This is a genomic window from Streptomyces sp. NPDC088197 (assembly GCF_044741185.1).
Classification (GTDB): Bacteria; Actinomycetota; Actinomycetes; order Streptomycetales; family Streptomycetaceae; genus Actinacidiphila.
The window spans coordinates 616,248-631,073 of the sequence record NZ_JBIUSD010000003.1 but is presented as its reverse complement, the minus strand read 5'-3'; the positions used below and the strand labels follow the sequence as shown (position 1 = coordinate 631,073).

Sequence of the window (14,826 nt, the reverse complement as noted above, 5' to 3'; positions counted from 1 at the left end):
TGCGGGGCCACGGGTTTTTTCTCGGGGGGCGAGAGCCTTCGGTTACGAGCCGTTGATCACGTACTGCGATCCGGGCTCGATGAGGACGCTGCCGTTGGCGGAGTTGGTGATGGTGACGTGGGACAGATTGGCGCTGCCCCGCGCGCCGCCCTGGGCGCGGATCCCGGCGCCGTTGTTGGACTTGTCGATGGTGACGTTGCTGATGGTGACGCCCGGCATGGCGCCGCCGCCGTTCTTGAACTGGATCCCGTCGTAGGTGGAGTCGGCGATGTCGGTGTCCCGGATGGTGACGCCGGTGATGTCACTGGTGGAGGCGAACAGGGTGATGGCCCCGAACTTCTGCGCCTCGCCCCAGAAGACGCCGCCGCCGCGCTGGATGCCGTTGTTGGCGATCAGCGTCTGGCCGGAGAACGGCAGCGGGTCGTGGTCGGTGGCCAGCATGATCGCCGGGTAGTTCATCGTGTCGTAGACGAGGTTGTTCTCGATGGTGTTGCCGTAACCGCCGTAGATCGCCAGGCCGTTGGCGCGCCAGGGCAACTGGATGGTGTTGTTCACGAAGTGGTTGTCGTGCGCGATGTCGACGGACTGGTCCTTGACGTACTTGTTGGCCCAGACCGCGAGCGAGTCGTCGCCCGTGGTGCGGAAGGAGGAGTTGAAGACCTTCGAATTACGGGTGCCGTTGGTGAAGTTGATGCCGTCGGCGTAGGTGTCGCGGATGCGCATCCCGCTGAATTCGAGGCCGTCCGCCGGTCCCCACAGGGCGGGGATGTTGTCGTAGTCGCGGCCGACCCAGACACCGACGTTGGCGTGCTCGATCCACACGTTGCTGATCTTGGTGTTCTTGCCGAACCGGCCGTTGAGGCCCACGCCGCCCTCGGCGTTGCCGTCACCGCCGCGGATCCGGCCGGAGCCGAAGATCGCGATGTCGGAGATCTGCGTGTTGTTGTCGATGTCGAAGCCGAAGTTGCCCTCGTGCGGGTGGTTGATGCTGCCCACGGCGTCCTGCGGCTGGATCAGCGAGTAGAGCTGCGAGTACCACATGCCCGCGCCGCGGATCGTGACGTTGCTGATGCCGACCTGGTTGTACTGGCCGCGGTGCAGCGGGTCCTCGGTGAGGATCTTCTTCTCCTGGCGCCACTGGCCCGCCGGGATCCACACGCAGTTGATGAGGCCGTTCTGGTTGGCGGTCACGGCCCGCTGGATCGCGGCGGTGTCCTCGATCCCGTCGTCCGGGATCGCGCCGTACTCGGTGATCGACGTGCACTCGGCGGGCTTGGCCTTCGGCGGCGCCACCTGCTCCAGGTCGATCAGGTCGATGACGTAGAACGACGCCGTGTCGGTCGCGTCCCGCTGGAGGCGGAATTTGGTGCCCACCGGATACGTCGTCGACAGCAGCGCGTTGGACTCGTCGAACAGCCGACGGGCGTCCGCCTGCGGCGAGTTGGTCAGCGCCTCGGGGCCGTCGGTGTTGCCGTACAGCCAACTGTGCTTCGAGGACAGGGTGATCTTCCGGTTGAACGTGTTGTTGATGTAGAGGCTGATCGTGGCCTCGATGCCGCCGCCGTTCGCGGCGTCGGGGATCGAGTTGCGCACCACGATCGAGTTGGTCGGGTTGGTGGAGGTGAACTCCACGAACTGACCGGTGGTGTTCAGCCGTACCGACTTGCGGCCCGAGGACTCGGTCGCGAAGTTGGTGTGGCCGAAGGTGCGCAGCGGGTCGGTCTCCAGGAGCGTGCCCTGGTAGGTGGCGGCCTCGGCCTCGTACTCGGTGTACGGGACGGCGGCGCCGCGCCCGACCACGATCGAGCGGGAGAAGGTGTTGTTGGTCTCGTTGGTCTCGGCGACGACGTTGGTGGCGTCCGCGGTCGCGACGAGGGTGGCGCCGCCGCTGGTCGCGGTCCAGGTGCCGGTGACGTTCACGGTGACGGTCGCGCCCGCGGCGATCGCCGGGGTGCTGGTGTCGAGCGTGGTGCCGCCCACGGTGAGGCGGGTGACGGTGGCGACGCCCGTCGAGGTGGTGCCGCGGTTGTGCACCGAGACGGTGAAGGAGACGGCCGCGCCGACCGCGGGGCTGGCCGGGTTGGAGGTGATGCCGAGCACTTCGAGGTCGGGGCCCGGCGCCTGCGCGACGACCAGCTTCGTCGGTGAGGCGAGGCTGTTGTTGTCCTTGCTCTGCTCGATGACGGTGCCATTGGGGTCGACCACGGCCGAGACGGTGTAGCTGCCCACCGCCCGCTTGCCGACGGCGACCTGGACGGTGGCGGACGCACCGGCGGCGAGGGCGGCCACCGGGGCGCTGCCCGCGACGACACCGCCGACGCTGACATTGACGGTGGTCGCGGGCGACGCGGCGCTGCCGATGTTCTTCACGGTGGCGCTGACGTTCACGGTGTCGGTCTCGACCGGGGCGGTCGGGGTCCACGACAGCGCGGTGACGGTCAGGTCGGGGTTGGGCGCGGGTACGCCGATGACCTGCACCTCGGCGACCTGGCCGCCCGGGGCGCCGGAGTTGGAGAAGAACCCGAGCTGGAGGTCGGCGGCCCGGCCGGTGACCGGGATGGTCACGGTGTTCTGGTTGCTCGACGGGCTGAAGGCGTAGTCGGCCCTGGCCTTCAGCGAGGTGAAGCCGGTCGCGCTCTGGCCGCGCCCGAGCACCTGGATGTTCTGCGTGCGCGGACCCCACGCGGCGTCGGGGTTGAGCTTGACGACGACGGAGGTGATGTCGGCGTCGGAGCCGAGCTTGACCGTCAGCGTCGACGGGAAGCCGTTGGACTCCCAGTAGCTGCCGACCTGGCCGTCGTTGGCGTTGGACGCGACGAAGGACTGGGCCGTCGAGGACGCCTCGATCGGCTTGCCGCGCGCCAGGTCCTTGCCCGTGCCGTCACCGGGGCCGGGATCGCCGGGGCCGGGGCCGCCGGGGTCGGTGACCGTCGTGCCGTGGATCTCCAGCTCGGATATCTGCGCGGCCGGCCACGCGGTGTTGGCGGTGATGTTCAGCCGTACGTAGCGGACCGTCGCGGCGCTGAAGTCGACCGTCACGGTGTTGGCGGAAGCCGGGTTGAAGGTGCGGCCCTGCGCGGCGGACAGCGTGCTGAAGGCGGCGCCGTCGGTGCTGCCCTGCACCGCGATGGTCTCGGTGCGCGCCTCCCAGCCGGCCGGCAGCTTGAGCACCACCTGGTCGACGGCGGCACCGCTGCCGCCGAGGTCGATCTGCACCCACTGCGGGAAGGTGTTGTTCGGTCCTTCCCAGTACGTGCCCTGGTTGCCGTCGGTGACCGCGGAGGCGGGGTATCCGCCCACCGCGCCGCTCGACGAAGCGGCCTTCCCCGAGGCGAGGTTGGGCCGGTCGGCCGCGGCGGCGGCCCCGGACAGTGGCAGGAGCCCGATGGCGATCAGACCGGCGGTGACCAGGCCGGTGATCAGCCGACGGCTGAGCTGTTTCCGTTTCATGTGTCCTCTGTTCAGTCGGAACGAGAGAGCGCGGACGACGCGCGGGACGCGCGGGGTTCGCAGGACGCGAGGCGGCTCCTGCCGTGAAGTTGCATACAGATGTGAAGAATTGAGAGAGCATTGACCAGCTTTTTGCGAGTCACATGTTGCGATCGTGTCACCGGCTTGTCAACGGTTTACGCACGTCATTCGATTTGTTGACAAGACCCGCGCATCCCCAACACATGCGCGCCGCCGACGACTTGACGGGGCGGGACCTGCGCAAGGTCCCTGGCCCGCGCCGTGGCGGAGCGTTTTCGCGCGGTGCCGCGAGCCGCGCTTCGAGGCGTGCGTGGAGCCGTACTCGCAGGAGTGCTCGCCGGAGCACGTCGAGCCGCGCCCCGGCCCGTGTGCGCGGCCGTGCCACGCGGCCGTGTCATGCGGCCGTGTCATGCGCCCGGCCGCCGCCGCGCGACGTCTCCGGGCGGTATCCGCCGGGTGCCGATCCGGCTGCGGACACCGCGCGGTACGCCAACCCGCCAAGCCCTGCGGGTAGGTTCACCGCATGGCTCTGGAACACCCGCGGGGGAGCGGCGACGGCTGCCTGACCGTCGCCATACGTATGCCGGTCCGTCTCGTCGCCTTCGCCGTCGTGCTGCCGCTGCGCCTGCTCTGGGACGCGCTCGCGACGGCCGGGCGCGCGACCTCGGCCGGACTGCGCTGGACATGGCGCCGCCTGCTGCTCCCGCCGCTGCGGGTCCTCGGCGCCGCGCTCGCTTGGGCGGTGCGCACCCTGGTGGTGATCCCGGCCGCCTTCCTGACCCGCTACCTGGTCGTCGTCCCGCTCGTCACCCTGTGGCGGTACGTGCTCGTGCCGCTGGGCCACGCCGCCGCCTGGACACTGCGGATGCTCGGCGCCGGCACGGGACTGCTCGCGCACTGGCTGCTCGTCGTCCCCCTGACCGCCCTCTACGCGTACGTCCTCGCGCCCGTCGGCCGCGCCGTCCGCTGGACGCTGCTGACCCTCGGCGCGGGCCTGGGCGCGGGCGCCTCCTGGCTCGGCCACTACCTCCTGGCCGTGCCCGCCCGCTGGCTCTGGCACTCCCTGCTGGTGCCCGTCGCCCTCGCACTCGCCGCGGCCGTCGTCTTCTTCGTGCGGTACGCGCTGGTGTGGCCGCTGGCGGCGCTGTGGCGGTACGTGCTCACGCCCGTCGGCCGCGGCCTCGCGTGGACGCTGCGGATGACGTGGCTCGGCCTGCTCTGGCTGGTCAGAACCCTTGTCGTGCTGCCGGTCGGCTTCGTGTGGCGGCGCGTCGTCGTCCCCGTCGCACGCGAGATCGGCGCGGCGCTCGGCCACGCCTGGCGGGTGACCGGCTATGTCTCGCGCGCCGTCGGCCGCGGCATCGCGTGGCTGGCTCGCGTGCTGATCGCGGTCCCCGCCGCCTGGGTCTGGAGCCGGACCGGCGCTCCCGTACTGCGCGCGGTACGGGCCGCGGGCCGCTGGTACCGGCACGCGGTCTGGCAGCCGGTCAAGGACGCGGTCGCCGACGCCCGCCGCTCGCTGCGCGAGTTGCGCGCCGAGACCCGCAGGGCGCTCTTCGGAGATCCGGTCGGCGCCGCCGAGCGGCGGCTGCCGCCGCGGCGGGCCGGGTACGAGCCGGGGGCGTTCGGCCCGGCACCGGCGACGGACGCGGCCGACGTATCAGAGGCGCCCGATCCCGCCGACGCGCTGGTGGCAAGCGCGCACGCCACGCGAGCGCTGCCCCGGCCGGCGGCCCGCCACCGTAAGCAGCCCGGCCCCGACCTCGCCAAGCGGCGTCCGCCGACCCACCGCTGAGCGGGGGACCGGCACCGGTTCAGGGCGTTCCCCCGAGACTGTCGACCCCGGGTTGTCCACAGGGCGGGGGTCACCCGTCAACAGCAACGCGCGACGCGGCGTAACCTTGTAAAAGACAAGCGGGCCCGGTGACGGGCTCCCGGGACACGAGTACGCACGAGGGACTGAACGACACTGGGCAAGCGACAGCCCGAAGGTCCGCCGCCCGCACCGGCGGTGCAGCGCATTCGACTGCGCTACACCAAGCGTGGCCGCCTCCGGTTCACCAGCCACCGCGACTTCCAGCGCGCCTTCGAGCGGGCCCTGCGCCGCGCCGAGGTGCCGATGGCGTACTCGGCGGGCTTCACCCCGCACCCCAAGGTGTCGTACGCCAACGCCGCACCCACCGGCGTCGGCAGCGAGGCGGAGTATCTGGAGATCGCCCTCGCGCGCAGCGTCGACCCGGAGAAGCTGCGGCTGCTGCTCGACGAGTCGCTGCCCGCGGGACTCGACGTCATCGAGGCGGTCGAGGCCCGGACCTCGGGACTCGCCGAACGCCTCGAGGCGTCCGTCTGGCAGGTCAGGCTCGACGGTGTCGACCCGGCCGAGGCACGACAGGCCGTCGCGGCGTTCCTCGCCGCGGAGACCGTGGAAGTACAGCGCAAGACGAAGAACGGCATCCGCACGTTCGACACCCGCGGCGCCGTCACGCGCCTGGAAGTCGTGGACGACACGCCGGACAACGGCGCCGGGCACGACGCGGACATGTCCGAACAGGGTGCCGATAGGCCGCAGGACCGCGCCTGTGCGATACTGCGGCTGGTTGTACGGCACCTGACACCTGCCGTACGGCCCGACGACGTACTGTCCGGCCTCCATGCGACGGCCGACCTCGCGCCGCCGGTCCCCGCAGCGGTGACCAGGCTGGCGCAGGGGCCGCTCGACGAGGAGTCCGGCACGGTCACCGACCCGCTCGCGCATGATCGCGACGCTGTGACGGTACCTGCCGGGTCCGCGTAGCCACGTCGTCACGCGTCGCCGACGCACCAGGGAGCCACCCGGGTCCGGCGCCGCAGACCACATGAGACTTTCGTCGACCCGCCGACGCGGTGCCGACGAGCGACACAGCAGCTCCCGTGCGGCGCCCGCGCCCCCGGACAGCGGCACCGCGACCAAGCGGCCCGCCGCACCGGACATGGACGCGGCGCCCGGGAGCTCGACGGGAGCATTGCCCGAATGCACGACCAGACCGACTCCAACGAACCCACCCCCACATCCGAGCCCGCCGCCGAGGCCGCGCCGCCGCGCCGCCGCCGGGCCGCCTCCCGCCCCGCGGGCCCCCCGACCGACGCCGCCGGCGGCTCCGCCCCCGCCGAGCCCGCGGCCCAGCCCCCGGCTCCGGCCTCCGACGACGCCTCCGCGTCCGAGGCAGCCGCCCCGCCGCGTGCCCGCCGTCGCGCCACGCGCAAGGTCGCCGCTCCGGCCGTGACCGCCGGTGACGAGGCCGCCTCCGACGGTGCCACGGCCGCCCCCATGAGTTCCGAGACCGCCGAGAGCCTGGCTCCGGCCTCCGACGACGCCTCCGCGTCCGAGGCGGCCGCCCCGCCGCGTGCCCGCCGTCGCGCCACCCGCAAGGTGGCCGCCCCGGCCGCGTCCACCGCCGACGAGACCGCTGCGGGCGATGCCCCTGACGGCGGTACGGACACCGCCGCGGCGTCCGGCCCCGCCGCTGACGACACCGCCGCCTCCGACGAGGCCCCCGCCGCGCCGCCGCGCGCTCGCCGCCGGGCCACGCGCAAGGTGGCGGCCCCGGCCGCCTCGACGGCGGACGAGCCCGCCTCGGGCGATGCCCCTGACGGCGGTACGCCCGCCCCGGTGACCGCCGAGCCCGCCGCCGAGGCCCCCGCTGGGGACGCGGCCCCGCCGCGCGCCCGCCGTCGCGCCACGCGCAAGGTGGCGGCCCCGGCCGCCTCCACCGCCGACGAGACCGCTGCGGGCGATGCCCCTGACGGCGGTACGCCCGCCGCGGTGACCGCCGAGCCCGCCGCCGAGGCCCCCGCCGCCGCCGAGGCCCCCGCTGGGGACGCGGCCCCGCCGCGTGCCCGCCGCCGTGCCACGCGCAAGGTGGCCGCGCCCGCCGAGGCGCCCGCCGCCGACGGCACCGCGGGCGAGATCGCCGAGGCCCCCGCACCCGCGGCGCCCGTGGCGCCGCCCGCCCCGGCCGCCGAGCCGGAGCCGCGCGCCCGGCGGTCGCGCAAGCGCACGGCCGGAGCCCCTGCGGCGACGTTCTCCGCGGGCGACGGCTCCCGGCGGCTGAAGCCGGGCGCGCTGGCACCGCGGGACGAGGCCGAGGCCGAGAGCGACACCGTCACCGCCAGTGCGCACGACACGCCGGAAGAGCGCTTCGAGTACACCGGGAAGGCGCTCCAGGACGGCGACGAGTGGAACGTCGAGGTCGACGACGCGTACGAGATCCGCGGCTACGGCCAGACGGTCGAGGAGGCGAACGCCAACGCGGTGGCCGCCCTCGCCGAGGCGTTCGGCATCCCCGTCGCGTCCATCACCCTTGAGGTCAGGACCGAGGAGCGCCCGGCGCGCGGACGCCGCAGGGCGTCGCGTCCGCCGACGGCCGTCTTCCAGCCGCCGGTCTTCCAGGCGCCCACGGCCGAGCCCGTGGCGGCCGGCGCCGTCGCGGAGGAGCCCGCCGTCGCCGACGAGGACGAGACCGAGGAGCGGGACAGCGGCCCGCGCCGCCGCCGCCGTCGCCGTGGCGGCTCCGCCGCGGAGCCGGTGACCGCCGAGGCGGCCACCGCCGTGGACGTGGACGAGGCCGACACCGACGCGGACGACGAGCAGGACAACGACGCGGACGCCGACGGCGAGCACGACGGCGATGACCGCCCGTCCCGCCGTCGCCGCCGCGGCGGACGCCGCCGTCGCCGGGGCGAGTCCAGCGAGCACGAGGACACCGCGTCCTCCGACGACGAGGACGAGTCGTCCGAGGGCGACGACGAGGAGGACTCCGCCGACGAGTCGGCGCACGACGACGACCACGGCTCGGGTTCCAGCACCAGCCGTCGCCGCAGGCGCCGTCGCCGTCGCGGTTCCGACTCCGGCGCCGACGACTCCGCCAACGGCGGCGACGACCCGGAGCGCACGGTCGTCAAGGTCCGCGAGCCGCGCCAGAAGTCGGAGTCCGGTGGCGGCACCGGCGCCGACGAGGTGCAGTCCATCAAGGGCTCCACGCGCCTGGAGGCCAAGAAGCAGCGCCGCCGGGAGGGCCGCGAGCAGGGCCGCCGCCGCGTGCCGATCATCACCGAGGCGGAGTTCCTGGCGCGCCGCGAGGCCGTCGAGCGCGTCATGGTGGTCCGGCAGAACGGCGAGCGCACCCAGATCGGCGTGCTGGAGGACAACGTCCTCGTCGAGCACTACGTCAACAAGGAGCAGGCCACCAGCTACGTCGGCAACGTCTACCTGGGCAAGGTGCAGAACGTGCTGCCGTCCATGGAGGCCGCGTTCGTCGACATCGGCAAGGGCCGCAACGCCGTCCTGTACGCGGGCGAGGTCAACTTCGAGGCGCTCGGCATGGGCAACGGCCCGCGCCGTATCGAGTCCGCCCTCAAGTCCGGCCAGCCGGTCCTCGTCCAGGTGACGAAGGACCCGATCGGCCACAAGGGCGCCCGCCTGACCAGCCAGGTCTCGCTGCCCGGCCGCTACCTGGTGTACGTGCCCGAGGGCTCGATGACCGGCATCAGCCGCAAGCTCCCCGACACCGAGCGGGCCCGGCTGAAGACCATCCTCAAGAAGATCGTCCCCGAGGACGCGGGCGTCATCGTCCGCACCGCCGCGGAGGGCGCCAGCGAGGACGAGCTGCGCCGCGACGTCGAACGCCTCCAGGCACAGTGGGAGGACATCCAGAAGAAGGCCAAGAGCGGCAACGCGCCGACGCTGCTCTACGGCGAGCCGGACATGACCGTCCGCGTCGTCCGCGACATCTTCAACGAGGACTTCTCGAAGGTCATCGTCAGCGGTGACGAGGCGTGGAGCACGATCCACGAGTACGTCACCCACGTCGCGCCCGACCTGGCGGACCGGCTGTCGCGCTGGACCTCGGAGATCGACGTCTTCGCGACGTACCGCATCGACGAGCAGCTTCTGAAGGCGCTGGACCGCAAGGTGTGGCTGCCGTCCGGCGGTTCGCTGGTGATCGACAAGACCGAGGCGATGGTCGTGGTCGACGTCAACACCGGCAAGTTCACCGGGCAGGGCGGCAACCTGGAGGAGACCGTCACCCGCAACAACCTGGAGGCGGCCGAGGAGATCGTCCGCCAGCTCAGGCTGCGGGACCTCGGCGGCATCGTCGTCATCGACTTCATCGACATGGTCCTGGAGTCCAACCGCGACCTGGTCATGCGGCGGCTGCTGGAGTGCCTGGGCCGGGACCGGACCAAGCACCAGGTGGCCGAGGTCACCTCGCTCGGCCTGGTGCAGATGACCCGCAAGCGGGTCGGCCAGGGCCTGCTGGAGTCCTTCTCCGAGACCTGCGTGCACTGCAACGGGCGCGGCGTCATCGTCCACATGGACCAGGCGACCACCACCGGCGGTGGCGGCGGCAAGCGCAAGCGGCGCGGCAAGTCCGGCAACGGCGGCGCGGCGGGCGACGGTCACGACCACGAGCACGAGAACGAGCACGTGCTGGAGTCGGACGAGGGCGACTCGGTCGACTCGGCCGACGAACTGCCCGAGCTGGAGCCGATCGAGGTCGGCGAGGCCGAGTTGGTGCCGACCGTCGGCGACCCCGAGGAGGAATGGTTCGGCACCGCGGCCGAGGCCGAGGCCGCTGCCCACGGCAGCCGTGGCCGCTCCCGGCGGCGAGGTGCCCGTAAGGCCACCTCGCCCGCGGGCGCACCGCCCGCGGCCGACCACGAGCCGGAACCGGCCGTCGTGGTCGTCCCGGTCAGCGAGCCCGTCATCGAGCAGGCGCCGGCCGTCGAGCCCGAGGTCTCCACGGAGCCCCCGGCCCGCGCCCGTCGTCGCGCCACCCGCAAGGTGACGGCTCCCGCCGGGTCTCCCGCGGTCTCCGAGGACGCCGCCGTCGTGGTCGTCCCCGCCGAGGCCCCCACGGCCCCGGTCGAGGCCGCGCCCGAGCCCGAGGTCTCCACGGAGCCCCCGGCGCGCGCCCGTCGTCGTGCCACGCGCAAGGTGACGGCTCCCGCCGGGTCGCCGTCGGGCGCCGACGACGCGGCCGTCGTGGTCGTCCCGGCCGAGGCGCCGGCCGCCGATGCCGCTGACGCGGAGCCCAAGAAGCGGGCGCCGCGCAAGGCCGCCACGAAGAAGGCTGCCGCCAAGAAGACGGCGACGAAGAAGGCCGCGGCCAAGAAGACGACCACGAAGAAGGCTGCCGCCAAGAAGTCGGCCGCGCCCTCCGAGTAGTCCGGCCCCGCGTGGCCCGCGCCCTGCCCCGGGCGCGGGCCACGCGCGTCCACCCTGCGGGTGGGCTGTGCCCCGCCGGGGGCGCGGGGAACTGCGCGCTCGGCCACCGGCGGTGGCGCGGCCCAGGAACCGGCAGCAGCGGGGCAGATGCGGTGGTCTTCGGGCTGACAGCCCGGTGGGGGCCGGCCGCGCAGTTCCCCGCGCCCCTAAAAACATGCCCTTGCGCGATGGCAGCGCACTTTGCCGGTGCCGTGACGGGGCGCGCGACCGTTCACGGGTGCGGGAGGGCGGATTTGACCGGGCCGGAGGCCCTCCGTAGTCTTGACCTTCGGCGTTTGTGCGCCCACTTCTGAGCAAATCCCTCCCGGTCCGCCGGGAGAGGCCCCCCGCGCACCATCGGGACGGCTGGCATCAGGGGTCCGATTTCAAGAGCGAGAGAGTGAGATCCGCGTGTACGCAATTGTGCGTAGCGGTGGTCGTCAGCACAAGGTGGCTGTCGGCGACATCGTTGAGGTTGACAAGATTCCCACGGGCAAGGTGGGCGACGCGATCGAGCTCTCGACGCTGCTCGTCGTCGACGGCGACGCCGTCACCAGCGACCCGTGGGTGCTGGCCGGTGTCAAGGTCGAGGCCGAAATCGTGGACCACCACAAGGGCCAGAAGATCGACATCCTGCGCTACAAGAACAAGACCGGCTACCGCCGTCGCCAGGGTCACCGCCAGCAGTACACGGCGCTGAAGATCACCGGCATCCCCACGGCTGCGAAGTAAGGGACTGAGGAGAGATGGCACACAAGAAGGGCGCATCGTCCACTCGGAACGGTCGCGACTCCAACGCTCAGCGGCTCGGCGTCAAGCGCTTCGGCGGCCAGGTCGTCAACGCCGGTGAGATCATCGTCCGCCAGCGCGGCACGCACTTCCACCCCGGCTCCGGCGTCGGCATCGGCAAGGACGACACGCTGTTCGCCCTCTCCGCCGGTGCGGTCGAGTTCGGCACCAAGCGTGGGCGTCGTGTAGTGAACATCGTTCCGGCCGCCTGATCCAGGCACCGTAGAGCGACACAGTTTCACCTCCGAGGGCGGACCTCGCTTCCCGACCAGGGAAGCGGGGCCGCCCTCGGCGTGTTACGTCTTGGAACGCGTGAAAGCGCGCGTACCGCACCACCCCGTGCACATCCGCACCACCCCGTACGTATCTGGAGGAATGCCATGACCACCTTCGTGGACCGCGTCGAGCTGCATGTCGCCGCGGGTAACGGAGGCCACGGCTGCGCCTCCGTTCACCGGGAGAAGTTCAAGCCGCTGGGCGGCCCCGACGGCGGGAACGGCGGCCGGGGCGGCGACGTGATCCTCGTCGTCGACCAGGACGTCACGACGCTGCTCGACTACCACCACAGCCCGCACCGCAAGGCGACCAACGGCAAGCCCGGCGAGGGCGGCAACCGGTCGGGCAAGGAGGGTACGGACCTGGTGCTGCCGGTGCCCGACGGCACGGTCGTGCAGGACAAGGACGGCAATGTGCTGGCCGACCTCGTCGGCCAGGGCACCACCTTCATCGCGGGCCAGGGCGGTCGCGGCGGCCTCGGCAACGCGGCGCTGGCCTCGGCCCGCCGCAAGGCGCCCGGCTTCGCGCTGCTCGGCGAGCCCGGTGTGGCGCGGGACATCGTCCTGGAACTGAAGACGGTCGCGGACGTGGCGCTGGTCGGCTACCCGAGCGCGGGCAAGTCCTCGCTGATCTCGGTGCTGTCGGCCGCCAAGCCGAAGATCGCCGACTACCCGTTCACCACGCTGGTGCCCAACCTCGGTGTGGTGACGGCCGGTTCGACCGTCTACACGATCGCGGACGTACCGGGTCTGATCCCCGGCGCCAGCCAGGGCAAGGGCCTCGGCCTGGAGTTCCTGCGGCACGTCGAGCGCTGCTCGGTGCTCGTGCACGTGCTGGACACCGCGACGCTGGAGTCCGACCGCGACCCCGCCAGCGACCTCGACATCATCGAGGAGGAACTGCGGGCGTACGGCGGCGGGTTGGAGGACCGGCCGCGGCTGATCGTGCTCAACAAGATCGACGTGCCCGACGGGCGCGACCTCGCCGAGATCATCAGGCCGGAGCTGGAGAGCCGCGGCTACCAGGTCTTCGAGGTGTCGGCCGTCTCCCACGAGGGGCTGCGCGAGCTGTCGTTCGCCCTGGCGAAGATCGTCGCCGAGACGCGGGCCGCCAAGCCGGTGGAGGAGTCCACCCGCGTCGTCATCCGCCCGCAGGCCGTCGACGACGCCGGGTTCACCGTCACCCACGACGGCGAGAGCCTGTACCGCGTGCACGGCGAGAAGCCCGAACGCTGGGTCCGCCAGACCGACTTCTCCAACGACGAGGCCGTCGGCTACCTCGCCGACCGCCTCAACCGCCTCGGCGTCGAGGACGCCCTCCTCAAGGCCGGCGCCAACGCCGGCGACGCCGTCGCCATCGGCCCCGACGAGGACGCCGTCGTCTTCGACTGGGAGCCCAGCATGGCCGCAGGCGCCGAAATGCTCGGCCGCCGCGGCGAGGACCACCGTTTCGACGCCCCCCGCGCCGCCGTCACCCGCCGCCGCGACAAGCAGGCCGAGCGCGACGACGCCGAAGAGGAGTACCACGGCTTCGACCCGTTCAAGTAAACGCGCGACCGGCCCCCTGGGAAGGGGGCCGGTCGGGGTGGGTCAGGCGTCCGCGTGGGCCGGGGAGGGGCGGTTCGGGTCGGGCTCGGCGAGCGCGGACGGCGGGGTGAGAATCCGGCGGCTCAGCAGGTAGGTGAAGGGGATGGCGGCTGCCGCGGCGGCCAGCGGGGCGATCTTGTCGTTCATGCCCGCCCACTCCACGAGGGCGTAGACGCCGACGCTCGTGACCACGTAATTGGTCAGGTTGGTCAGCGGGAAGAGCAGGAACTTCCGCCAGGTGGGCCGCGTCCGGTACGTGAAGTACGTGTTCAGGAAGAACGACCCGATCATGCTGAGCACGAACGCCAGGGTGTACGCGGCGAAGTACGGCATCCACGGGTGCAGGGCCAGGTAGAAGCCGTAGAAGGTGGCGGTGTTGACCCCGCCCACGAGGGCGAACCGCACGATCTGGAGCAGTTGCGGTGAGCGGGTGCCGGCCAGGCTCAACGGATCTCCATCCGGGGCAGCGACGCGCTCGTCGGTGCGGCGCCGGCCTGCCGTGCCACCCCGAAGGCCCGCGGCGCGTTCGTCTCCTTGACCAGGAAGTGCGGCCGTCGCTTGGTCTCGTAGTAGATGCGCCCAATGTACTCGCCTATCAACCCCAGCATCAGCATCTGGAGCCCGCCCAGACCGACGACGGCGACGAGCAGCGTCACATAACCGGGCGCGTCGGGCCCCTTGATCATCGCCATGACGGTGACGACCACGGCATACGCCGCCGCGACGGCACTGAGCGCCATTCCCAGATAGATGGCCAGCCGCAACGGCCGGTTGTTGAACGAGATCAGCCCGTCCATGCCGTAATTGATGAGCGCGCCGAAGTGCCACTTCGTCTCGCCCGCCTCCCGCGCGGCATTGCGGTAGTCGAAGGTGACGGTGTCGAAGCCGATCCAGGAGAAAAGGCCCTTGGAGAAGCGGTTGTACTCCGGCATCGCGAGCAGCGCGTCGACCGCGCGCCGCGACAGCAGCCGGAAGTCCCCGACGCCGTCGGTCAGTTCGACGTCCACCCACTTGTTGATCATCCGGTAGTAGAGCCGACTGGCGGCCGTGCGCAGCTTCTTGTCGCCCTCGCGGGTGCGCCGCGCGATCACCTGGTCGTGCCCGGCGCGGTGCAGCTCCAGCATGCGCGCGATCAGCTCCGGCGGGTGCTGGAGGTCGGCGTCCATCACGACCACCGCGTCCCCGGTCGTCTCCTTGAGCCCGGCCAGGATGCCCGCCTCCTTGCCGAAGTTCCGGCTGAAGGACACGTATCGGGTGCTCGCCTCGCGGTTCTCGGCCAGGGCCCGCAGCCGCTCCAGGGTCCGGTCGGAGCTGCCGTCGTCGACATAGCACAGCTCGTAATCGACGGAGAGCGCCGTGAGGGTCTCCCGGATGCGTACGTCGAAGAGCTCGATCACGGCTTCTTCGTTGTAGCAGGGAACTACGATCGACAGTCGCATGAGATCACTTTCGGCGCCG

9 protein-coding genes are annotated in these 14,826 nt (G+C 72.0%); 6 read left to right on the top strand and 3 right to left on the bottom strand.

Translation table 11 applies throughout. The features are described from left to right. Positions 1–42: 42 nt before the first annotated feature. Positions 43–3,450, bottom strand: coding sequence for a CARDB domain-containing protein (locus ACIOC1_RS11220; RefSeq protein ID WP_391047585.1), 3,408 nt, complete (start codon positions 3,448–3,450; stop codon positions 43–45). 544 nt (positions 3,451–3,994) lie between these two features. Here ACIOC1_RS11220 and ACIOC1_RS11215 point away from each other — a divergent pair. From ACIOC1_RS11215 to obgE, 6 genes are all read left to right on the top strand, one after another. Next, positions 3,995–5,266 carry a hypothetical protein gene (locus ACIOC1_RS11215; protein ID WP_401853408.1) on the top strand — a complete coding sequence of 424 codons (1,272 nt, stop codon included), beginning with the start codon at positions 3,995–3,997 and terminating at the stop codon, positions 5,264–5,266. A 216-nt stretch (positions 5,267–5,482) separates the two neighbouring features. Then, the gene (locus ACIOC1_RS11210; RefSeq protein ID WP_355349564.1) at positions 5,483–6,265 is read left to right on the top strand and encodes a TIGR03936 family radical SAM-associated protein; all 783 of its coding nucleotides are present in this window, start codon (positions 5,483–5,485) and stop codon (positions 6,263–6,265) included. Positions 6,266–6,481: 216 nt separating this feature from the next. Beyond that, on the top strand, positions 6,482–10,678 hold the full coding sequence (locus ACIOC1_RS11205; protein WP_401853405.1) for a ribonuclease E/G: 4,197 nt from the start codon (positions 6,482–6,484) through the stop codon (positions 10,676–10,678). 450 nt (positions 10,679–11,128) lie between these two features. Beyond that, on the top strand, positions 11,129–11,449 hold the full coding sequence (gene rplU / locus ACIOC1_RS11200) for a 50S ribosomal protein L21 (RefSeq protein ID WP_355348975.1): 321 nt from the start codon (positions 11,129–11,131) through the stop codon (positions 11,447–11,449). A gap of 14 nt (positions 11,450–11,463) precedes the next feature. Next, positions 11,464–11,718: a 50S ribosomal protein L27 gene (gene rpmA / locus ACIOC1_RS11195; protein ID WP_031514533.1), complete on the top strand. Its 255-nt coding sequence runs from the start codon at positions 11,464–11,466 to the stop codon at positions 11,716–11,718. Between the two features lie 168 nt (positions 11,719–11,886). Next, positions 11,887–13,329 carry a GTPase ObgE gene (obgE, locus tag ACIOC1_RS11190; RefSeq protein ID WP_355348971.1) on the top strand — a complete coding sequence of 481 codons (1,443 nt, stop codon included), beginning with the start codon at positions 11,887–11,889 and terminating at the stop codon, positions 13,327–13,329. A 42-nt stretch (positions 13,330–13,371) separates the two neighbouring features. Here obgE and ACIOC1_RS11185 read toward each other — a convergent pair whose 3' ends face one another. Together ACIOC1_RS11185 and ACIOC1_RS11180 are read right to left on the bottom strand one after the other, a co-directional pair. Continuing rightward, positions 13,372–13,815: a GtrA family protein gene (locus ACIOC1_RS11185; RefSeq protein WP_355348968.1), complete on the bottom strand. Its 444-nt coding sequence runs from the start codon at positions 13,813–13,815 to the stop codon at positions 13,372–13,374. Continuing rightward, entirely contained in the window at positions 13,812–14,807 is a 996-nt protein-coding gene (locus ACIOC1_RS11180; RefSeq protein ID WP_355348965.1) for a glycosyltransferase family 2 protein, read from the bottom strand. Before ACIOC1_RS11180 ends, ACIOC1_RS11185 begins: the two co-directional genes overlap by 4 nt. Positions 14,808–14,826 lie beyond the last annotated feature (19 nt).